The following is a 22,646-nucleotide window of genomic DNA, read 5'->3' on the forward strand; positions in this document are numbered from 1 at the left end:
CTATTAAAAACATGGCAACACCGTTGTCACTCATTAGGAGTGCCCATGTCTGAAATTATTATGAATCAAGAAACCTTAGAGCCTCAGGTTCCAAGTGTATTACCGCTTTTAGCGCTACGTGATGTTGTGGTTTATCCACACATGCAAATCGCGCTATTTGTAGGTCGTGAAAAATCGATCAATGCAGTTGATGTGGCTCGTAACAGTGACAATCTAGTATTTGTAGTTGCGCAAAAAGATTCGCTTACAGAAGAAATTGATCACGACAATTTATATCAATACGGTACTGTCGCGAAGATTGTGCAAGTTGTGAATCACGAAAATGATGAAAACTGTATCAAAGTGCTGATTGAAGGCTTATACCGCGCCAAACTCGAAAAAATTATTGATGAAGACGCGTATTTGACTGCAGAACACAGCTTGAGCCCAATGACTGTTGCGATGGATGAAAATACCCAAGCAACACGTTTGCAAGAATTACGTGCCTTATTTGCGCAATATGCAGAAGCAAAATTACGCAATGCACGTGAACTGATTGCTGCTGCCAATAAAATTGAAGATTTATTGCAGTTGTTGTTCTTTGTTGCAACCCGTGTGCCATTGAATATTGATGTCAAACAAAAATTCCTTGAGCACGATGAGTTTGAAGCTCACTTGACCGAGTTAATGACTTATTTATTGCAACAGTCTGAAGAACAGCAGATTGAGCAAACCTTGCATGACTCTGTTAAACGCCAGATGGAAAAAAATCAGCGTGAATACTTCTTGAATGAGAAGATGAAAGTCATTCAACGCGAACTGTCCGATATGAACGGCGGTGCTGAAGATGATGTCGCTGAAATTGAAAAACGTCTGGCCGAAGCAGACTTGCCAGAACATGTCCGCAAAAAAGCAGAAGCTGAGTTCCGTAAGCTAAAAGCCATGCAACCTGCATCTAGCGAAGCGGCTGTGGTACGTAACTATCTGGAAGTAATTTTAGATACGCCATGGAACAAAGCCAGCAAAGTCAGCATTAACTTGGCGAAAGCACAAGAAATTTTAGATGCCGACCATTACGGTTTAGATGAAGTCAAAGACCGTATTGTGGAATACCTTGCTGTGCAGTCGCGCGTGAAAAAACTCAAAGGTCCAATTCTGTGCTTAGTCGGTCCTCCGGGTGTAGGTAAAACCTCACTGGGTGAATCGGTTGCAAAAGCCACTGGACGTGAGTTCGTGCGCATGGCGCTAGGCGGCGTACGTGATGAAGCGGAAATTCGCGGTCACCGCCGTACCTATATTGGTGCGATGCCGGGTAAAATTGTGCAGTCATTGACTAAAGTTGGTGTGAAGAACCCACTGTTCTTGCTCGATGAAATTGACAAAATGGCACAGGATTACCGTGGCGACCCTGCATCTGCTTTGTTAGAAGTACTTGATCCATCACAAAACAACAAGTTTAATGATCACTATTTAGATCTAGACTTAGACTTGTCTGAAGTGATGTTCATTTGTACTGCCAACAGCATGAATATTCCAGAAGCTCTGTTAGATCGTATGGAAGTAATTCGTCTACCGGGTTATACCGAAGATGAAAAAGTGAATATTGCAGAACGCTATCTTGTCCCTAAAGCCATCAAAAATAATGGCTTGCGTGCTAAAGAATTGACGGTTCATGAAGAAGCGATTCGTGACATTGTGCAGCGCTATACACGTGAAGCAGGTGTGCGTAGTCTGGAACGTGAAGTGTCAAAAATTGCCCGTAAGGTGGTGAAAGAAGCAGTCAGCAAAAAAGCCAAAAACCTACAGGTAGATGTGACTTCACAAAACTTGCCTGACTACCTTGGTCCACACAAATTTGACTATGGTATGGCAGAAGAAGAAGCCGAAGTGGGTCGTGTAAATGGCTTGGCTTGGACTTCAGTGGGTGGTGAATTACTCACCATTGAAGTGGCAACCATGAAAGGCAAAGGTAATTTCATCACCACAGGTTCATTGGGTGATGTGATGCAAGAGTCAATCAAAGCCGCGATGACCGTTGTGCGTACCCGTGCCGACAGTTTAGGCATTGAAGCCAATGTATTTGCCGAAACCGATGTACACGTACACTTGCCAGAAGGTGCAACACCTAAAGATGGTCCATCTGCAGGTTTGGCATTGACTACGGCATTGGTATCTGCATTTACAGATATTCCAATTCGTCCTGATATTGCCATGACAGGCGAAACCAGCTTACGTGGTCGTGCAATGCGCATTGGTGGCTTGAAAGAGAAACTTCTTGCGGCACATCGTGGTGGTATCAAACTGGTATTTATCCCAGAGGAAAACGTGCGTGACTTGTCTGAAATTCCAGACAATGTCAAAGAAGGTTTGGAAATCAAGGCTGTGAAAAGCATTGATGAAATCTTGCCTTTGGCACTGACCAGTATGCCTAAGCCTTTAACCAAGGCACCGATTGTGAAGCCAGTAGCAGCAGGCAAAGCCGCACGTCATTAAGCAAGTTACTCTGCTTTAAGCATAGAACATCTCAAAAGAGCACTTCGGTGCTCTTTTGTTGTATTTAGATTCTGGATTTAAAATAATTGAATAATTTTTTAATTATTTTTAAAATGGTTAGTCTGTTTTTAATTCAATTTCCTTGAAAAATAGGCAAACCATCCACATATATAAATTTAAGATACATCGCGCTGTATGTTTCTTGTTTGGTCTATTTAGACCGATAAATTGATCAGACGCTTTTGATTGAAGTGTGCTTCATGGTCTGGTCATCCATATCTCCAGGTGGATGACCTTTTAACCGCAGTCCTATTTCAATTCAGGGCTGCGTTTTTTATGCGCTGCGATCAATCATCAAGGTGATAAAATCTGTGCAACCAAGCCATTCACGACATGTGCCATTTTTTCAAAATTTACTGTTTTTAAAGTATCACCTGTGGTATGGCGAAGTGTGCTGCGATAACTGCCTGTATCGGTAATTAAAATGGCAGGAATATCATATTTCCAATAATTTAAATGATCTGAAAAATCCATGCCCTTGACGAAAGTCGGTGCGACCACACGCTCACATTGCAATTGATTCAAACGCTGCATCGCATTGCAATAGGTTGCACTCATTTCACGTGACTGCATATTGCTCAATGCCGCAATAAAATTGCCATGACTTGGGTAAATCCACTTTAAACCGATTGGGTAATTTTGCACCAAGTTTTTGTCGTAATAACCAATCATATCCAGCACATACACCGCACGGATTTTTTCTTTTTCAGCCTGCACAGATTTGGCATGTACAAAACTGCCCATCGACTCGGTTTTAAAAAATGGTGGCTCTGCCAAGGTATAAAATACAAATTCTACATTTTGACTAAGTTTATTCTTTTCCTGCGCCAAAATTCGTGCTGTTTCGATTACACCTGCCACGCCAGAAGCGTTGTCATTTGCCCCCTGCTGCTGCCCATAAACATCGTAATGCGCACCAAAAATCGTTTTTTGCGCAGCACCGATATTCAATTTGCACACCACATTGCGGTAGCTTTGCTGATTGACCACATAATTTTGAAATTGACACGGAATTCCAAATACTCGCATTTGTTCCCGAATCCATGCCGAAACCCGATTCAGTTCAATCACATTTTTATAATGACGATACTGTTCGGAATTACCCAAACCCTGCTGCCCAATCACTTGCTGCATATAGACTTGCAAATTGTTTGGTTCTGCCCATTGAGCCTCAGGCACAGCAAATGTAGCAGTGGTCATCAATCCCATACCCGCGCCCAATATCCATGAATATAACTGCTGACTTTGAAACGCGCGCATGCTGATAATTCCAAGACAAAAAAGACCAATAAGATTGCTGAGTATTAAAGCAACAGCCTGTTGGCAAATTCAATTGCAAATTGTGTCGTTACACAGCGCTTGTGTTGAATCATGGTTATAATGCGAGATTCTGATTGATCGCTACATGAACTCGCCTATGAAAATTCGCATTCTGACCATTGGACAAAAAATGCCTGCTTGGGTGCTGACTGGTTTTGAAGATTATTTCAAACGGATTCAGCCTTTTGTGCAGACTCAAATTGTCGAACTGCCAATGGCGAAACGTGGCAAAAATGATTCTGAGGCCGATATTCTAAAATATCGCCAAATTGAAGGTGATAGCATTTTAAATGCCATGAAAAACAATGAGCTGTTAATTGCCTTGGAAGTGGGCGGCAAAGAGTTCAGCACCGAAAAACTTGCAGAAACCATGAAAGGCTGGATGCTAGAAGGCAATGATGTCGTGCTTGCGATTGGTGGACCAGATGGTCACTCTGAAGCAGTACGTAAAGCAGCAGCATGGCATTGGTCATTATCCAAACTAACTTTGCCACACCCTTTAGTTCGCGTGATGCTGATTGAGCAGCTATACCGCGCTATGAGCATCAACCACAACCATCCTTATCATCGTGCAGGTTAAATCAACTTATTCAATTTGTACGTTGAGTTATCAAAATATCTTTAACTCAAACGACGTTGCAAAGCTGCAACATAGCGTTGAACAAAAGTACATTTCGCTATACACACTTTTTTGCGATGCTGTAGAACAGCAGGCTTTAGGGATCTAGGCATGAACTTACAGACATTACCCAGTTTATTTATCTCACATGGTTCGCCCATGTTGGCACTCAATCCTGAACAGGTCGGGCCTGCACTCAGCCGTTTAAGTGAAAATTTGCCAACACCGCAAGCCATTGTGGTGATGTCGGCGCATTGGGAAAGTAATGCACTGGAGGTCAACACAGGTATTCGCCCTGAAACATGGCATGACTTCCGTGGTTTTCCTGAAGCCTTGTACGCCCTGCGCTACCCTGCACCTGGCTTACCTGAACTGGCAGAAGATATTTTGCAGCGTTTGGCTGATGCGGGCTTTGCTGCCCATGCCAACAGCACACGCCCGCATGATCATGGCGTATGGATGCCATTACTACACATGTATCCCGATGCCAATATTCCAGTGATTACCATTTCTTTGCCCATGAATATGAGCGCCGAACAGATTTATCACATTGGGCAAAGTTTAGCGCCATTACGTGAACAGCAAATTTTACTGATTGGCTCAGGCAGTATCACCCATAACTTACGTGAATTATCATGGAATACACCCAATGCGGCTGTGCCTGAATGGGCATCTAGTTTCCGTAATCGTGTGGTGCAGCATTTAAGTCATCGCAATTATGATGCAGTACTAGATTGGCAACAATTGCCACATGTAGCACGTAATCACCCAACCCTAGAACACTTTGCACCGCTGTTTTTTGCAATGGGTACGGGAGATCGATTTAACATTGTACATAGCAGCTTTAGCATGGGTTCACTCGGTATGGATATTTATCGTTTTGACTAACCGATAGCTCCGCTTATTTAAAATCTGACTTTTTAATTTGGATACATTTTGTTAGCAAAAGCTACGATTTGTATCCATATTTTTTGTTAATCTCTTGATTATAATCACGTTGAAACTTTAGCACATAGAATATAAACCAATGAAATTCAGTATTTTTGCGCTTGCCCTGCTCCCTTTGGCTTTAACTGCATGTCAATCTTCACATCTTCCTGCCACTTCAGGAGATCCGGCTATTTCTACTCTATCCACCACATTAAAAACGCCTACACAAATTTTGCCCGCTTATACCTGGGAACTTGATCGTGGGCTGCAACGCCCGATTGTTCTGAGCTTTGATCAACGAGGCAGACTAAGTGTAGCTTCTGGCTGTAATGGCCTTGGCACGAGCTGGACTGTTAAAGATAATACCCTGAGTACGGGTGACATGATGGGCACCATGATGGCATGTGATGCACCATTAATGGAACAGGAACGTTTTATCAGCCAGCTTCTGCAAAAGCGTAATATTCCGTTTAGTCTGGATCTAAATGATGCCAATCAGCCAAAACTGAGTATTACTGCAGCTGATGGTCAAAAATATGTCTTTACCGGAAAAATGACACCGGAAACCAAATACCAAGGTCAGGCAGAAACCATTTTCCTGGAAGTTTCGTCACAGACTAAAGCCTGTACGGGTGTAGCTCAGCAAACCTGCTTACAGGTGAAAGAAATCAAATATGATGAAAAAGGCTTAAAGACTCAGGTCGATAAAGACTGGACTTTATTTTACGATCAGATCGAAGGTTTTCAGCATTCATCGAATGAGCGTCAGATTATTCGGGTAAAACGTTATGAAATTAAAAATCTGGCAGCTGACCAGTCTAAATATGCCTATGTATTCGACATGACCGTAGAGCGTGAAGCAGTCAAAGGCACTCTATAACGATAAAATCGCAATATAAAAAAACCGAGGCATTCACCTCGGTTTTTTTTCAAGCTTAAACTCAGTCAGACTTAGAATACGCCTTGAGAAAGCATTGCATCAGCAACTTTTACGAAGCCAGCGATGTTTGCGCCGTCTACATAGTTCACGGTACCGTCTTCTTTCGTACCGAATTTTACGCAGTTGCGGTGAATTTCTTTCATGATTGCGTGTAAGCGCTCATCAACTTCTTCGAAAGTCCAGCCTAAACGCAATGCGTTTTGAGACATTTCCAGACCAGAAGTTGCTACACCACCGGCGTTAGATGCTTTACCTGGCGCATAAAGAATTTTCGCTTCAACGAATTTCTCAACCGCTTCAAGTGTAGAAGGCATGTTCGCACCTTCAGCAACACAGATTACGCCGTTTGCAAGAAGCACTGCTGCATCATTCGCATCAAGTTCGTTTTGAGTCGCACATGGAAGCGCGATATCACATTTAATACCCCAAGGACGTTGACCTTCAAGGTATTCAAAACCGTGCTTAGACGCAAATTCAGAAATACGACCACGTTTTACGTTTTTAAGTTCCATCACTTCAGCAAGTAATTCTGGCGTGAAACCTTCTTTCACGTACACAGTACCATTCGAGTCAGAAAGTGAAACTACTTTCGCACCCAAGTACATTGCTTTGTCTGCAGCAAATTGTGCAACGTTGCCTGAACCAGAAATCGCAACGACTTTATCTTTAAAGCAATCGCCACGAGTCTTGAGCATTTCCTCAGCGAAATACACAGTACCGTAACCTGTAGCTTCTGGACGCGCCAAAGAACCACCGAAAGACAAGCCTTTACCTGTGAATACACATGAAGTGTCATTGCTGAGCTTCTTCATCATACCCGCCATGTAACCCACTTCACGACCGCCTACACCAATATCACCCGCAGGAATATCCGTGTTAGAACCTAAATGACGATATAACTCGATCATTAAGGCTTGGCAGAAACGCATAATTTCGCCTTCAGACTTACCTTTAGGGTCAAAGTCTGAACCACCTTTACCACCGCCCATTGGCAATGTGGTCAAAGCATTTTTAAAGGTTTGTTCAAAACCTAAGAATTTTAAAATTGAAAGGTTCACTGATGGGTGGAAACGCATACCACCTTTAAATGGACCAATTGCTGAGTTGTACTGTACACGGAATGCACGGTTTACGTGGGTTTGACCTTGGTCATCTACCCAAGAAACGCGGAACTGAATTGCACGCTCAGGCTCAACCAAACGCTCAAGCAAACCATGTGCTGCATATTGAGGGTTCTTTTCAATGAACGGCCAAAGGCTGGTCATTACTTCTTCTACAGCTTGTAGAAACTCTGGTTGATGTGCATCACGTGTTTTAACGTAATCTAGGAATTCGTTAAGGCTGTTGTATTTCAACGCTTAATCCTCAGCAGAAAATGGATCAAAATTGGTCAAAATTTCAATCAATGATATATTTTGGCGCAAAATATTAAATATCTTTTGTTAACAATCTACAATAGTTTTTTTCAAAAAACTTTAAAACATTTGTATTTTCATAAATTTAACTTATTTTTTAGCGTGTTAAGCCCATAAGTTAATGTAACAAATTAATTCATAGTTTTGAGCATTTTTGCCCAAAAAGCTAGCAATTGTTGTTCTTAATTTGCGCACAAGCCTAAAAGCAAAAATCGTGCTAAAATCATCGACCTAGAATTTCCCCCTAGCCTTATCTTCCGTTTTTCTGCTGCTGTTTAAAGTGGCATTGGTTTGTCCATGAATTCGCAAATTGCTCTGATTCAAAATATTGATGCGCTACTCCCTCAAACTCAATGTGGCTTATGTGGTCACCGTGATGGCTGTTTACCCTACGCCAAAGCGATTGCAGAAGGCGAAGCGGCCAATAAATGCGTACCCGGTGGACAACCTGTTGCAGATGCACTAGCAAACTTACTGCAACGCCCTGTATTGACCGCAGAAGCCAGTGTTTGGCCTGTGCAGGCAGATGGACGCCCACAGCGTATGAAAGCCCTAATTCGTGAAGATGAGTGCATTGGTTGTACCAAATGTATTAATGCCTGCCCTGTCGATGCCATTTTAGGCTCAGGCAAACTCATGCACAGCATTTTGACTGATTTATGTACGGGCTGTGAATTGTGTATTCCACCTTGCCCTGTCGATTGCATTGACTTGGTAGAAGATACACAACCCCTGCTTTCTGATAGCGCAAGAGTGGCAGAACAGAATGATTTACGCCAACGCTACTACGCCCACATACAACGTGAAGAACAACGTCGTCTGCACCGTAAAGGCCCTGTGGTACGTGCAGAAATTGATACCGAACTGTTTGCTCAATTTTCTGCACAAGCCGATGCTGCTGTGCCTGTGATTGAATTGCCTGTGCAAAAAAATGAACAGATTTCCACTGCCGATGCACAAACCACCATCGAACTTGCAAAATTACGCACACAAATTAAAAAACTCGAAAAACAACTCAGTGTGCGTGACGATGAGAAAAAACGGCTATTACTAACCAATTTACAACAACAGTTACGTGAATTAGGAGCATAAACATGCCCGAAAGAAATACACGTCTGACCAATAAAGCGGTCAAAACAACGGCTGCCAAAAGCACCACGCTCAAAGAAAAGCTGTCTAAAAATATGACCAAAAAGCAAATTCAGACTTTTTTTGAGCGCTTGCGTGACCAACGTCCAAATCCGACCACTGAACTGAATTTTTCCAATCCATTTGAATTGCTGATTGCGGTGACCTTATCAGCACAAGCGACCGATGTCAGCGTCAATAAAGCCACCGACAAACTGTTTCCTGTTGCCAATACGCCCGAAGCAATTTATGCCTTAGGTGTGGAAGGTTTAAAGGAATATATTAAAACCATCGGACTGTATAATTCCAAAGCAGAAAATGTCATTAAAACCTGCAAAATTCTCATCGAAAAACACGGCAGCATCGTGCCTGATAATCGTGCCGATTTAGAAGCCTTGCCCGGCGTGGGACGCAAAACTGCCAATGTGGTGTTAAATACCGCATTTGGACAGCCAACCATGGCGGTCGATACGCATATTTTCCGCTTAGGTAACCGCACAGGTTTAGCTGTAGGTAAAAATGTTTTAGAAGTCGAACACCGTTTGATTAAAGTCATTCCTAAAGAATTTTTAATTGACTCGCATCACTGGCTAATTTTACATGGCCGTTATTGTTGTATTGCGCGTAAGCCTAAATGCGCTGAATGTGTGGTGTCAGATGTGTGTAACTGGCCTGATCGCTTTGAATTTGGTGCACATCGTCATACTACGCTGCATGAAATTCATCACGCGCCCATATCTAAGTAAGTGCTTCGGTAGACTTTTGCAAAGTGATCTAAACTTATTGATGACAAGCTAGATCATCAAAGCAATGTGGATCATCCAAAATCGTGTGGATAACTGTGCAATCTATGCACAAGATTATGTAGAGATGATTTATTTATCCTGAGAATCTTCAGACTGACGTTGTTGTTCTTGCTGTTGTTTAAGTTTCGGATGCAATTGATAGTGCTTACCTGATTTTTTTTCAGTCGAATTCTGAGCTTGTGTGTTGCGCAATAACTTATAGCTCACAAAAACAAGAAAGCCTAAAACGGCAATACTTGCCAATAACATGATGATAACAGCAGCATGTTGCAAAGCACTCTCCCAAACTGACACAAATAAAAAGAGCCCTAATATGAATCAGGACTCTTTTAAAGTCAAAACAAGCAGCCTGTTTAAACGATTTTATTTTCTTTTAAACAGACTTGGTCTAAAACCTAGACTTATTTTGCTTGGTCTAAAATAGCAAACAAATCTGCTTGAACTTCTTCAATTGGACGAAGACCATTCAATTTGTTATAGCTTGGTGCATTTTCACCAGAAGCAGCACGACCTTGATAGAAGCCAACCAATTGCTCAGTTTCTGAGTGATACGCTTTTAAACGCTTACGAATGGTTTCTTCTTGGTCATCTGGACGTTGAACCAAATCTTCGCCAGTTTCGTCATCTTTACCTTCCACTTTTGGTGGGTTGTAAACAAGATGATAAATACGACCAGATGCAGGGTGCTGACGACGACCAGACAAACGCTGTACGATTTCTTCGTCTGCAACATCAATTTCAATCACGTGGTCGATATTGATGCCTTCACTTTCCAAAGCTTCAGCTTGTGGAATGGTGCGAGGGAAACCATCAAAAATACAACCATTCACGCAATCTGGCTGCGCAATACGCTCTTTCACTAAGCCAATGATCAGTTCATCGGATACCAAACCGCCACCGTCCATAACGCTTTTGGCTTGTAGACCTAATTCAGTACCTTCACGAATTGCAGCACGGAGCATATCACCGGTTGAAATTTGTGGGATATTGTAGCGCTTACAGATCAACTGAGCTTGTGTACCTTTACCTGCTCCAGGTGGTCCGAGTAAGATAATGCGCATAAAAAAACATCCTCATTTTAACAATGTATTTGACACTCGTTGCATATCAGAGCCATCGCCCTTTACGCAGCCAGCATCCTCTTATAAGAAAGCGACAAACAAATGTATTAAACCAGCAATAAAACCAGTTACACCACCCAAGACAATTAAAATCCACTCATCTTCCTGAAAGGCAGGACGCAAGAGATTCTGGAATTCTTTTGGCGTCAGTTCACGAATACGATCTCTGAACATTTGATAAATTTTCTGTGCACGGCTCGCATTAAAGGCAGGGTCGCATACAGGCACCATCGTAATTTCAATCGAACGATCAATCAAGTCAGTCTTGAGTTTGGCATACTCTTTTGGCCCCAAAGACAACTGTAAAGAGGTACGAACCAATGGTGTTTCCATAATTTCGTTGATGTGGCGTTTGACAATACGGCGGGTTTTGTCTTTTTTACTGCCATACATCATTTCAGTCATAATCGATTTTAACGTAATCAGATCTTCTGTGACTACCGTTGCAAACACATCCGAGACTTCTTCTTGGCGTTTCATGAACGCACCCTGAATATTATAAGTCCCAATGCGTGGAATCACTGGCTTAATCCATGGAAATTGACGATTTTCAGTCAATTTAAAGAACTGCGGATATTTCACGTAATGTGGTTCGACTGGGTTAAATACCATCCAAATCGCAATCCAGTTGGTCAAGAAGCCCCAAATTGCCGCCCAAAATGGAACCGTCCAGTGCCATGGTACAAGAAACCAAACAATCATTTGGAAAATACCAAAGAACATCCCAATCAATGCACTGATATGCCAAATAAAGTTAATTTCTTTTTGACCGACTTTTAGGAACATACGCACCATTAAGCGGCGATCACCTTCCATTTGGCTGACCACCATTTCACGCATATCCACCAAGGATTCAACATTCAAGGTCAGTTCAGTCACCAATTCACGCAGCACACCTGGCAATTGTTTATGCGCCTGTGCGTAAATACGGCGTTTAATCGAATACGGTAGGTTTTCCCAAAGCACAGCATTGCGGTCTAACATGACCTCATCAATTAAGTGTTCAAGTTCAAAACCCACTTGCTCACCAATAATACGCGCCATATCTTCAGGGTCCATAGCATTGAGAAACTCACGCAATGAACCTAATTTTGACAATGTGTTATCGGTAATGATGCCTGAAATACGCCCTGCTTTACGCGGTACAATCCCCTGCCATCCCACAGGAATAGGCCCAAGGTGAAAGCCCCAAAAGCTAATTGGATAGAACACCATTTTTAGTGCCATCCACACGTGCGCCCAAGTCACAAAAGCAGTCACAGGAATAATACTGAGCACGGCCCAAAAATCTGGACGATTCAAAAAGGTTTGCCACAACTGATTGACGTACTCAAGCATGCATTTTTTCCATATTTAGTTCTAATTACAAGATTCTAAAGTAGTTAAAAGTCACTATTCTGACTACAAACCCATACTGAGCGTATAGGAAAATTGTAGTCTAGGCTCAGTTTCCGCAATCACTCGCCCTTGTCGATCTTCCAATTTTTCACCTGCGCCAATGCCAACACTAAAGCTACTGATGCGTTCAGGGCTCAGTAATACATAAGCCAGATCAATGCCTGCACCTAAACGCGCTTTTTCTTCACCATCCACCCATTTAGATTCTAGGTGTCCTGCGTAAGCGCCAATATAATAACCATTTTTGTCTTTACCTGTGAGGTGGTATGGGTAACGAAAACCTGTTTGCCCACCGACTTCATGGTCACCATTTAAAAAAGCCCCCGCTTTTAGATAGGCAATGCCATAAGGATTGACCCATTCACCATTCAAATGCAGTAATTTTTGGGTAATACCCGCCCCTACATTCCAGGTTTTTGCGCTATCTGCGCTAATTTTTGCTTCAGGTAAAAAAGTAGTGTTCCCAGCAAAGCTAAAACTTGAAAAGGCAAGTAATGCCACGAAAGAATAGACTTTTGTCATTATTGTCACCAGTGTCCATTTGTTTTAATTTTAAAAACAGTCCTGTTTTCGTGTTTTGACTCTAGCAGAATTGTCAGGATTCTTATATACAGCAAATTACAATTTTGATGTCGCTAAAGTCAAAAATTAAGATTGCGCCCATCTTCTAGGTTAAATCGGGCAATTCAGTCAAACATGGTTACTCAAAATTGCCAATAGATGCGTTAGAATAGTCCAAATTCGTTCTCCCTCATTTTTGTTAAGCCAATTTTTGTATGAAACAACACTATCCGTTAAAAAATGCTCAGCAAGAGAAGCGTATTTTTCGCAATCGCATCTTTTTTTCGGTGGGTGTTGTGGTTTTTTTCTTGCTGCTGTTGGTGGCTCGTTATGCCTTTTTACAAATTAGCGGCTACGATGAATTTGCGACTGCATCAGATAAAAACCGAATTCGGCTACAACCACTCGCACCTGCACGTGGTTATATTTATGACCGCAATGGTGTGTTATTGGCAGATAACTACCCTGTGTTCTCAGCCACTTTAAGCCGTGCAGATGTTGAAGATATTGACGATACCATTGCGCGACTGACACCTGTTTTACAACTGACAGAAGAAGATATCGATCGCTTTAAAAGTCGGATTAAAACTTCACGTAAAACTGAACGTGTATCGATCAAGCTGAATTTAAATGAATCGGATATTGCCCGTTTTAGTGAAGTTAAATTTCAGTTCCCTGGGGTCAATATTGAAACCCAGATGACACGTTACTATCCGCATGGTGACTTATTTGCGCACGTGATTGGTTATGTCGGGCGCATTAACGACAAAGAACTGAAAGAAATTGACAAAGATGCTTATGCAGGCACCAACTTGATTGGCAAAATTGGGGTGGAGAAATCGTATGAGCACTTGCTACATGGCGTACCCGGCAACGAATCTGTAGAAGCCGATGCACATGGTAATGTGCTGCGCAATTTAGGACGTAAAGACCCTGTACGTGGCAATGATTTGTTTTTGTCATTGGATTATGGCTTGCAAGTGGTCGCCTCTGAACAACTGGCAGAACGCCGTGGTGCAATTGTGGCACTTGACCCACGTACAGGTGAAATTTTAGCTTTAGTCTCCAGTCCGAGTTTTAACCCTAACTTATTTGTCACAGGTATTAGCCATACCGACTACTCTGCCTTACGCGATAATTTAGATCAACCACTCTATAACCGTGCAGTACAAGGTGTTTATCCACCGGGTTCTACCATTAAGCCGATGTTTGGTTTAGGTGGTATTCATTATGGCTATGTCGACTGGAAAACCGCCATTCAGGATTATGGTTATTTCACTTTACCAGGCGACAGCCACCGTTTCCGTGACCATAAAAAAACTGGGCATGGCATTGTCGATATGCACAAAGCTCAAGTCGTGTCGTGTGATACCTACTTCTATGTATTGTCGTATCGCATGGGCATTGAAAAAATGAACGACTGGATGCGTCAATTTGGCTTTAGTGAAAAAACTGGGGTCGATTTACCAAGTGAAAGCACAGGACTCTACCCAAACCCGGACTGGAAAATGCGTACGCGCAAAGCCAAATGGATGAAAGGTGAAACAATTTCCGTCAGTATTGGTCAGGGTGCATTTACCTCGACACCATTGCAATTAGCAATGGCCACCGCCATCACCGCCAACAAAGGATTTAAAGTCACACCGCACGTGTTACGTGAAAGTCGTGGCGCGAAACCATTTAAAGTTCACAATGGTACCAACGGAAAAATTGACTTTAACGGCACAGAAGAAGACTGGATTAAAATGCGTGATGCCATGGTTGATGTGATTCAATCAGGTACAGGTAAAGGGATTAAAGGCGGCTTGCAATATTCAGTTGCAGGTAAAACAGGTACAGCACAGGTTAAAAGTATTGCGCAAGGTAAACGCTATAACGAAGCCTTATTGACCGACCGTCAGCTTGACCACGGTTTATTTGTTGGCTTCGCTCCTGCCGAAAACCCTGAAATCGCAATTGCCATCATTCTAGAAAATGGTCGCGGTGGTTCTGCAGCAACGGCTTTGGCGCGTCCAATTTTAGACTATTGGTTACTGAATAAAAATAAAAAGCCAATTCGTCCATCTGCCGCACAAGTGAGTGGTGGCTTAATGACTGCAGGTTTAAAACCAAGTGAATTGCCAAGTGGTGAAGTCCCTTCATCTACTGCACCAAATACGAATAACGTGAATAATCCGAATACAGCAACCAATCACCCTGCGCTCAACCCAAATCCTTCGCAAACTACTCCGAGTTCAACTCCAACCAATCCACCTGCAACTGCGCCAACAGCAGTTGTACCCACTAACCCAATTGAGAGCGACTAAGCCATGAAAAATCAACTACGCATTATTGGTGGAGAATGGAAACGTCGTCAGTTGGCTTTTGCTTCAATTGAGGGATTACGCCCTACGCCCGACCGAGTGCGCGAAACCTTATTCAACTGGTTAATGTGGGATGTGCAAAACGCCAAAGTGTTAGACCTCTGTTCAGGTTCGGGCGCTTTAGCTTTTGAAGCCCTGTCTCGCGGTGCGGCACACGTGGTCATGATTGAGCCAAACCGTACACAAGCACAGTTTTTACAGCAAAATTTAGAATTATTACGCGTCAATAAAAGCAAAGCACAATTAAAAGTTTCTACCGCACAACATGCTTTGGCGACACTAAAAGATCAGTTTGATTTGGTATTTTTAGACCCGCCTTATAGTTTAGATTTATGGGAAGAATTGGCAGGGTTGGCTGATCCACTCATTGCGGCACAAGGTCTGATTTATGTTGAAGCAGATCGTGATTTAAACCTGTTAAAATTACCGCAGACTTGGCAAAAAGTTAAAGAGAGCAAAGCGGGAACTGTACGTGCGGGCTTATACCAAAAGATTGTTGTTTAAATTTTCTCCTTAAAAGATACGCGGTAATTTTATGACTATCGACACTTTTCAAGAGTCATCTATTAATGTAATATTATAACATTACATATTGTAGTATTTATCTTCATGAAAGTTCGTTCATCTTTAAAAAGTGCAAAATCGCGTGCCGATTGTCAAATTGTGAAACGTCGTGGCAAATTATTTGTGATTTGCAAATCCAATCCACGTTTTAAAGCAAGACAGGGATAATCCCCTGTCTTTTAGTTTTGATAGATTATTACACTGAAATAGTGTGCTTATTCTGAATAGTAACGTGTATCGACACTAAAACTTTCAGGAAATTTTGCTTGAACCTGCGCATAAAATGCCATGATTTCAGCCATATCTTTTTCAAAATCACCGGTTGGATGCACAATTTTTCCCACACCCGTTTTCTTTTTTGCGTAATCCATATACGCCAAAGCAATTGGCACACCTGCATTTAACGCAACATGATAAAAACCTGTTTTCCATTGTTCTTGACGCGCACGTGTGGCTTCAGGCGTCACCAACATCACCAATTTAGGATGGTTTTTAAATAAGTCCGTCATGAGCTGAACCATACTAGGTCGTGCTTCGCCTGGTGCTTTCGGACGACGGTCTATACCAATGCCTCCCATCGCACGAACAAATGGCCCAAACGGCAATTTCATATAGCTGTCTTTAATGGTCAGGCGAACATTAACGCCCAAAGCTTTAAGCCCTAAGCGTGCATATAAGGCATCCCAATTACTGGTATGCGGTGCAGCAATCATCACATATTGGTCTAATTCCAACGGACAATGATTGTCGATTTCCCAACCCATTAAATTTAAGCTTCGCTCAGCTAACTTTTCAAACACAACCGCATACCCCAAATAAAGTGTGCGAATTCTAGCAAGCATCACCAAATATAAAAGTCTAAAACGATGAATAAATAAACAAATACTTTATAAATGTATAAAAATTCCCTGCACTCATCTCAATTTTCTTATTCCATGCAACATCATACTGTTTTTACATCCATTTATTACCAGATTTAAGCAGATTTAAAAATTGTAAATATATGAATTTACGCGTAGTTTGATGAGTTTCAAGGTCTAATCCGATGTAATCCTTGAAGTAAAATTTAAAACGTTAAAACACGAACTTGTTATGATTTGCTACAAATTTTCATTAAATATAAGGCGAATTAGCTTTTCAGATACAAGGTGAAAGATTAAGGTGGCAGCAACAAGAGTTTTGAGTTCAGAACATTTATGCTGAATCGTTATCCGATTGCACTCAGTACACTTAGCTTACTTTTAGCTGCTTGCGGGTCAACCGAGCAAAGTAAGGAATATCAAGCTAATTTGGCTTCTGAACCACCAGTCGCGCACAAAACTGAATCTCAAAAATCAGCAACTTCTTGGTCAAGACAAGCTACAGGTAACTTTATAGCCTTATTACCTTGTGACCACTGTGAACAACATGTGATTCACTTACGCCTGAATGATGATCAAACCTTTCAACTTAGCGACATTAAACGCTCGAAACAGCGCCAAAGCGAAAACCAAGTGACAGGAACGATTCAAGCTGCTCAAGACAACAAACAGCGAGAAAAACAGAATCAACATCCATCTCAAACTACTATTGATGAATGGTTGCTCCACACAGAAAATGTAGAAGCTTACGCGCGCATTCAGCTTACAACTCACGGGCTTAAATTCAATTTATACAAACAAAGAAATATAAAAAATCAGCCGAAAATTGAAACCCAGGTTTTCCTACATCCTGTAGAAAGTATAAAAGTCAGTAATGCGCTGAAGCATGTCGATATTCAGGCTGAACACGTACAAAATGTTGAGGTCAAAGAATTAAACGACCCTGTGATGGCACACGATTATTTTCTGGCAATTCACAATCAATCTGATCAAGCATTACAATTACATGCCAATGACTTGGTTTTGGTCGATCAGCAATATCAGGAATATGCTGCTGTAGTCGATCCGCAATTTTTAGAACCGATTCCTGCACAACAAAAACAATGGATTAAGGTGTCTTTCCATTACCCTGCTTCTGTACAGGCAGATGTGATCAAAATTAAATAGGTTACAGCTGCTGCATTTCATAAATGAAGGAACATCAATTTAAGGATGTTTCAAAGTTCTTTGACTATTTTAAATAGCCATAAAAAAACCCTGCATCAGCAGGGTTTTCTTTTAAACCATCAAGCGATTACGCGTTGAATTGGTTCATTGTGTTTTTAGCTTCGTCCGCTGCTTTAAGCGCGTTGTCACCAGAGAAAATTTCTTTGTGATCGTCACCGATGTCAGAACCAGCCATTGCTTGGTGTTTAACACAAGCGATACCACCGCGGATTTCTTTACGTTGTACGCCAGCAACATAAGCCAACATACCTTCAGAACCGAAGTAACCTTGAGCAAGCTCGTGAGTAGAAAGAGCAGCTGTGTGGTAAGTAGGCAGAGTGATCAAGTGGTGGAACACGCCTGCTTCACGAGAAGCGTCTGCTTGGAATGTACGTACTTTTTCGTCAGCTTCAGCAGCCAATTCAGAATCGTCGTACTCAGCGCTCATTAATTTAGCGCGGTCGTATGCAGATACGTCTTTACCTTCAGCAACCCAACGGTCGTACGCTTGTTGACGGAAGTTCAGTGTCCAGTTGAATGATGGAGAGTTGTTGTAAACAAGTTTCGCATTTGGCACAACTTCACGTACACGGTTAACCATGTGAGCGATTTCTTCTACGTTTGGAGTCGCAGTTTCGATCCAAAGAAGGTCAGCACCGTTTTGTAAGCTAGTTACACAGTCAAGTACAACGCGGTCAATTTGAGTGCCTTCACGGAACTGGTACAAGCCAGAAGCTAAACGCTTAGGACGGTGTAATTTACCATCACGCTTGATTAGGATTTCGTCTTCTTTCGCTTCAGAGATGTCAATTTCTTGAGTGTCTAAGTAGCTGATGTATTGAGAAGCGATGTCGCCTGGCTCTTTAACTACTGGGATTTTTTGAGTTAAGTCAGCGCCTTCAGAGTCAGTACGTGCAACGATGATACCGTCGTCAAGACCCATTTCTAAGAACGCATAACGTAACGCGTGGATTTTAGCGATGAAGTCTTCGTGTGGAACAGTTACTTTACCAGCTTGGTGACCACATTGTTTCGCGTCAGAAACTTGGTTTTCGATTTGAAGTGCACATGCACCCGCTTCGATCATTTTCTTAGCTAATAAGTAAGTTGCTTCTTCGTTACCGAAACCAGCGTCGATGTCCGCAATGATTGGCACAACGTGAGTTTCAAAGTTGTCGATTTGAGCAGTGATTTCAGCAGCTTTAGCAGTATCACCAGCGTCTTGTGCTTTTTTAAGTGCGCGGAACAAATCGTTTAATTCTTTCGCGTCAGCTTGACGTAAGAATGTGTAGATTTCTTCGATCAATGCAGGAACAGAAGTTTTTTCGTGCATAGATTGGTCAGGAAGTGGACCGAATTCTGAACGAAGTGCAGCAACCATCCAACCAGAAAGGTAGATATAACGGCGTTCAGTAGTACCGAAGTATTTTTTGTTCGCAATCATTTTTTGTTGCGCAACAAAACCGTGCCAGCAACCTAAAGATTGAGTGTATTTGCTTGAATCAGCATCATAAGCAGCCATATCACGACGCATAATCGCAGCTGTATATTTAGCAATATCTAAACCAGTTTTGAAACGGTTTTGCATTTGCATACGCGCAGCATCTTCAGGACTGATGTCTGCCCAAGTGTTGCCGAATTTTGCTTTTAATTCGCGGATTGCATCAATCGCTGTTTGGTATGTAGTCATGATATTGTACCCTGTAATATTATTTAGGATTTATCAATCGAAGGCTAAATCGCGCTTATGCTTGATTGCTCAGATTTAGAGCACTTCGTTACGATGAATACAGAGTAGAGTGACTGAATGAATTAATCCAATATTCTCGTGTAATTCTCGGTATTTTTTAAAAAAATGTATAGATCAAAGTCTTAATTCACAAAAACAATAAAAACACAACCCATTGATTTTAAAAACCTTATTTAGAAAATTAATCAAATATCTTTGCTTACAAATTCATCTCTGTGCCGATATTTTCTGCATTAGACTTAAGTCTTGCATTTCATAAAAAATGCTTGCATTGGCGATTTCTGCCATTTTTTAGCAAAATTTTGCTGCTTTTCAGCACAATGTAAGTGCATAAGTTTCATACAAAATAGAATCTGCTATCAGTTCTGCCAATGCTTTTAAGTGTTTTTGCATTTAAGATTAAAAAGTATAGATGCAGTGCTAGGCAGCTTACATTTCTTTAGGAAATAATGATGGGGCTGGCTGTTTTTATTCAGATTTTTTGCTATTTATCTCGTCGATTTTTTCATCATAATTTATACACAAGCCTTACGGCTTATGGCATAATTCCAATAATTTAGTGATTTTATTTTCGGTATTTATTTTATGAATCTGGAGCGGGTTGATCTTAATCTATTAATTTATCTTGACGTCTTACTTCGTGAAAAAAATGTAACCCGTGCTGCAGAACAATTGGGCGTTACCCAACCTGCGATGAGTAACATTTTACGTCGTTTGCGCAATTTATTTAATGATCCCCTGCTGATTCGTTCTTCTGAAGGCATGACGCCAACTGAACGTGCCTTAGAATTACAACCGCGTATCCGCGATGCCTTATCTGACCTTTCTATGATTTTGGAGCCGCGTACTGAGTTCCGCCCTTATACTTCAAATCGTGTATTTCGGATTATGACCTCCGATTACGCAGAAGCCACTTTAGTCCCACGCTTGGTTAAAGCTTTACGCTCTGAAGCACCTAATGTGGTATTAGACTTTTTAACCCCGAGTGATGTGTCTTATCGCGACATGGAACAAGGTAAAGTCGATTTGGCGATTAACCGTTTTAATGAAATTCCACAAAGTTTCCATCAGGTTTTAGTTTGGCGTGATAGTTTTTCTTGCCTGCTCAATCACAAACACCCTGCTGCCAATAACCTGAATTTAAAAAGCTACTTAGATGCACAACATATTTGGGTTTCTAAAACAGGTATGGGCGTTGGTTTTGGTGTGAATCCAGAGAAACAAGCGGGACTGGGTTGGATTGATCAAGCTTTAGAGCGTATTGGACAAAAACGTAAAATTTCGGTGTTTACCCGTCATTATCAAATGCCTGCACTACTCGCGTCTAATGTAGATTTAGTCGCAACCTTACCTACACGTATTGCGCGCTTACAAGCCAAAAGCCAAAGCTTACTGATTAAAGACCCACCATTTTATATTCCAGAATTTGAATTAAAGATGGCATGGTGTCCGTTGTTACATCATCACCCTGCACACCGTTGGTTACGCCAATTGATTTTATATGTAGCGCGCCAAATGATTGAAGAAGAAAACCGTGAGTTTTTACTGAATAACTCTCAATTTTCAGCCTATTAATTAAAAATTCACTGAACTTATTGGCACAAACGCTTATACTCAGATGAGGAATATTTCGATATTCCTCATTGTTTAATCATGATTTAATAAAGATTCAAATTGTTATATTTAAAATAATATAATCCACAGGTGGATTCGTGAGCCTCTTCCAGAATATTGTTATTATCCTCATCCTCATTGTCGGAGCTGGTTTTTTATCGCTGACTGAAATTGCGTTGGCTGGTGCACGTAAAGTTAAACTGAAAATTCTAGCCGAATCAGGCGATGAACGTGCCCAAAAAGTTTTAGACCTACAAGAAAACTCAGCTGATTTTTTTGCTGCCTCACAAATTGGCTTAAACGCAGTTGCCATTTTAGGTGGTATTTTAGGTGAAGGCGCATTCCGTCCTTATTTTTACAACTTAGTTGTGCGCTTCTATCAAGGACCATGGGCTGAAACGCTTAGTTTTGCCTTGTCATTTACCTTAGTGACTTCGCTGTTTATTTTATTTGCCGACCTAATGCCTAAGCGTTTGGCAATGATCGCCCCTGAAAAAATTGCGGTATCGGTGATTAATCCGATTCAAATTTTTATTCGGATATGCAAGCCTTTGGCATGGATGATTAATGCGATTGCCAACGTGCTGTTCCGTTTATTCAAAGTAAACACCACGCGCGAAGACAATATTACATTTGATGATATTTCTGCAGTCATGGATGCAGGCGCTCAAGCAGGTGTTTTACAAAAGCAGGAACATCACTTTATTGAAAACGTGTTTGAACTTGAAGAACGTAACGTGCCTTCGAGTATGACTACACGTGAAAATGTGGTGTTTTTTACCCTAAAGGAATCTGAAGCCAGTATTCGTCAAAAACTTGCAGAATATCCTTATTCCAAATTTTTGGTCTGTAGCGAAAATATTGATGATGTGATTGGTTATGTTGATGCCAAAGATATTTTGGTCAGAATCCTCAATAATCAATCTTTACTACAACTAAATGAAAGCACCATCCGTAATGTATTAACCATTCCAGATACACTCACGCTGTCTGAAGTCTTAGACCGTTTCCGCTCGACCAAAGAAAAATTTGCCGTGGTGATTAATGAATATGCTTTGGTTGTGGGCGTAATTACCCTGTCTGATATTATGATTACTGTGATGGGCGATTGGGTAACACCTATTGAAGAAGATCAGCAAATCATTAAACGTGATAACAATTCTTGGCTGATTGATGGCAGTACACCAATTGAAGACATTAAACACGCGCTGCAAATTGATGAAATGCCAGATGATGAAAATTATGAAACCATTGCAGGTTTTATGATGTATAAGTTACGTAAAATCCCGCGTCCTGCCGACTCTGTACTTTTTGATGGTTATAAATTTGAAGTGGTCGACGTCGATCATTTTAAAATTGACCAACTTTTAGTAACACGAATTGTAGAAACACAGGAAATACAAAACAACACTGAAGCAGATGGATAGTGAAATTCACTGTATTCGTGTGGGCTTGATCTGCATCCAGATTTTCTAGCATTCATAAAAAAGCACCACATCAAAATGAAGTAGTGCTTTTT

20 protein-coding genes are annotated in these 22,646 nt (G+C 41.4%); 12 read left to right on the forward strand and 8 right to left on the reverse strand.

The features are described 5' to 3' along the window. The first annotated feature begins 45 nt into the window (after window positions 1-45). Complete coding sequence (gene lon, locus FTV43_RS02265) at window positions 46-2,472, forward strand: endopeptidase La (protein ID WP_136144120.1); 2,427 nt, start codon at window positions 46-48, stop codon at window positions 2,470-2,472. Window positions 2,473-2,826: 354 nt separating this feature from the next. Here the strand turns inward: lon and FTV43_RS02270 are convergent, their stop codons facing one another. Continuing rightward, window positions 2,827-3,741 carry a M28 family peptidase gene (locus FTV43_RS02270; RefSeq protein ID WP_225531248.1) on the reverse strand — a complete coding sequence of 305 codons (915 nt, stop codon included), beginning with the start codon at window positions 3,739-3,741 and terminating at the stop codon, window positions 2,827-2,829. A gap of 208 nt (window positions 3,742-3,949) precedes the next feature. Here FTV43_RS02270 and rlmH point away from each other — a divergent pair, with 208 nt between their 5' ends. The 3 genes from rlmH to FTV43_RS02285 all read left to right on the forward strand — a co-directional run bounded on the left by rlmH (window position 3,950) and on the right by FTV43_RS02285 (window position 6,281). Beyond that, the gene (gene rlmH / locus FTV43_RS02275; RefSeq protein ID WP_026438445.1) at window positions 3,950-4,432 is read left to right on the forward strand and encodes a 23S rRNA (pseudouridine(1915)-N(3))-methyltransferase RlmH; all 483 of its coding nucleotides are present in this window, start codon (window positions 3,950-3,952) and stop codon (window positions 4,430-4,432) included. 150 nt (window positions 4,433-4,582) lie between these two features. After that, window positions 4,583-5,359 (forward strand): class III extradiol ring-cleavage dioxygenase, encoded by a 777-nt coding sequence (locus tag FTV43_RS02280; RefSeq protein ID WP_179994777.1) that lies wholly within the window; start codon window positions 4,583-4,585, stop codon window positions 5,357-5,359. 139 nt (window positions 5,360-5,498) lie between these two features. After that, window positions 5,499-6,281, forward strand: coding sequence for an META and DUF4377 domain-containing protein (locus tag FTV43_RS02285; RefSeq protein ID WP_179994778.1), 783 nt, complete (start codon window positions 5,499-5,501; stop codon window positions 6,279-6,281). 71 nt (window positions 6,282-6,352) lie between these two features. On the opposite strand, the gene gdhA is transcribed toward FTV43_RS02285, so the two are convergent. Beyond that, entirely contained in the window at window positions 6,353-7,696 is a 1,344-nt protein-coding gene (gene gdhA / locus FTV43_RS02290) for an NADP-specific glutamate dehydrogenase (protein WP_179994779.1), read from the reverse strand. A gap of 357 nt (window positions 7,697-8,053) precedes the next feature. On the opposite strand from gdhA, the gene FTV43_RS02295 reads away from it, so the two are divergent. Together FTV43_RS02295 and nth are read left to right on the forward strand one after the other, a co-directional pair. Then, window positions 8,054-8,848, forward strand: coding sequence for an RnfABCDGE type electron transport complex subunit B (locus FTV43_RS02295; RefSeq protein ID WP_004970712.1), 795 nt, complete (start codon window positions 8,054-8,056; stop codon window positions 8,846-8,848). Window positions 8,849-8,940: 92 nt separating this feature from the next. Then, window positions 8,941-9,630: an endonuclease III gene (gene nth, locus FTV43_RS02300; protein WP_154321249.1), complete on the forward strand. Its 690-nt coding sequence runs from the start codon at window positions 8,941-8,943 to the stop codon at window positions 9,628-9,630. A 129-nt stretch (window positions 9,631-9,759) separates the two neighbouring features. Here nth and FTV43_RS02305 read toward each other — a convergent pair whose 3' ends face one another. The 4 genes from FTV43_RS02305 to FTV43_RS02320 form a co-directional block, all read right to left on the reverse strand. Beyond that, window positions 9,760-9,984 carry a hypothetical protein gene (locus tag FTV43_RS02305; RefSeq protein WP_228153788.1) on the reverse strand — a complete coding sequence of 75 codons (225 nt, stop codon included), beginning with the start codon at window positions 9,982-9,984 and terminating at the stop codon, window positions 9,760-9,762. Between the two features lie 107 nt (window positions 9,985-10,091). After that, window positions 10,092-10,751: an adenylate kinase gene (adk, locus tag FTV43_RS02310; RefSeq protein WP_004970717.1), complete on the reverse strand. Its 660-nt coding sequence runs from the start codon at window positions 10,749-10,751 to the stop codon at window positions 10,092-10,094. 81 nt (window positions 10,752-10,832) lie between these two features. Further along, window positions 10,833-12,149: a hypothetical protein gene (locus FTV43_RS02315; protein WP_004970719.1), complete on the reverse strand. Its 1,317-nt coding sequence runs from the start codon at window positions 12,147-12,149 to the stop codon at window positions 10,833-10,835. Between the two features lie 63 nt (window positions 12,150-12,212). Continuing rightward, complete coding sequence (locus tag FTV43_RS02320; protein WP_004970721.1) at window positions 12,213-12,731, reverse strand: hypothetical protein; 519 nt, start codon at window positions 12,729-12,731, stop codon at window positions 12,213-12,215. Window positions 12,732-12,985: 254 nt separating this feature from the next. Here FTV43_RS02320 and mrdA point away from each other — a divergent pair, with 254 nt between their 5' ends. The 3 genes from mrdA (at window position 12,986) to ykgO (ending at window position 15,865) form a co-directional block, all read left to right on the forward strand. Then, the gene (mrdA, locus tag FTV43_RS02325; RefSeq protein ID WP_179994780.1) at window positions 12,986-15,076 is read left to right on the forward strand and encodes a penicillin-binding protein 2; all 2,091 of its coding nucleotides are present in this window, start codon (window positions 12,986-12,988) and stop codon (window positions 15,074-15,076) included. Between the two features lie 3 nt (window positions 15,077-15,079). Continuing rightward, the gene (gene rsmD, locus FTV43_RS02330; RefSeq protein ID WP_004970724.1) at window positions 15,080-15,637 is read left to right on the forward strand and encodes a 16S rRNA (guanine(966)-N(2))-methyltransferase RsmD; all 558 of its coding nucleotides are present in this window, start codon (window positions 15,080-15,082) and stop codon (window positions 15,635-15,637) included. A gap of 105 nt (window positions 15,638-15,742) precedes the next feature. Then, on the forward strand, window positions 15,743-15,865 hold the full coding sequence (ykgO, locus tag FTV43_RS02335; protein WP_026438469.1) for a type B 50S ribosomal protein L36: 123 nt from the start codon (window positions 15,743-15,745) through the stop codon (window positions 15,863-15,865). A gap of 47 nt (window positions 15,866-15,912) precedes the next feature. Here the strand turns inward: ykgO and FTV43_RS02340 are convergent, their stop codons facing one another. Then, a complete protein-coding gene (locus FTV43_RS02340; RefSeq protein WP_257222467.1) occupies window positions 15,913-16,461 on the reverse strand; it encodes a 1-acyl-sn-glycerol-3-phosphate acyltransferase in 549 nt (182 codons plus the stop codon). Between the two features lie 432 nt (window positions 16,462-16,893). Between FTV43_RS02340 and FTV43_RS02345 the strand changes: the two genes are divergently transcribed. After that, window positions 16,894-17,724 (forward strand): copper resistance protein NlpE N-terminal domain-containing protein, encoded by an 831-nt coding sequence (locus FTV43_RS02345; RefSeq protein WP_179994782.1) that lies wholly within the window; start codon window positions 16,894-16,896, stop codon window positions 17,722-17,724. Window positions 17,725-17,851: 127 nt separating this feature from the next. Here the strand turns inward: FTV43_RS02345 and FTV43_RS02350 are convergent, their stop codons facing one another. Next, complete coding sequence (locus tag FTV43_RS02350; RefSeq protein WP_004977281.1) at window positions 17,852-19,453, reverse strand: isocitrate lyase; 1,602 nt, start codon at window positions 19,451-19,453, stop codon at window positions 17,852-17,854. A 645-nt stretch (window positions 19,454-20,098) separates the two neighbouring features. Here FTV43_RS02350 and FTV43_RS02355 point away from each other — a divergent pair. Next, the gene (locus FTV43_RS02355; RefSeq protein ID WP_004977282.1) at window positions 20,099-21,088 is read left to right on the forward strand and encodes a LysR family transcriptional regulator; all 990 of its coding nucleotides are present in this window, start codon (window positions 20,099-20,101) and stop codon (window positions 21,086-21,088) included. A gap of 137 nt (window positions 21,089-21,225) precedes the next feature. Then, entirely contained in the window at window positions 21,226-22,554 is a 1,329-nt protein-coding gene (locus FTV43_RS02360; protein ID WP_104852324.1) for a hemolysin family protein, read from the forward strand. Window positions 22,555-22,646: the final 92 nt, after the last annotated feature.

The sequence above is a fragment of the Acinetobacter sp. YH16053 genome, from assembly GCF_013417035.1.
Taxonomy (GTDB): Bacteria; Pseudomonadota; Gammaproteobacteria; order Pseudomonadales; family Moraxellaceae; genus Acinetobacter; species Acinetobacter towneri.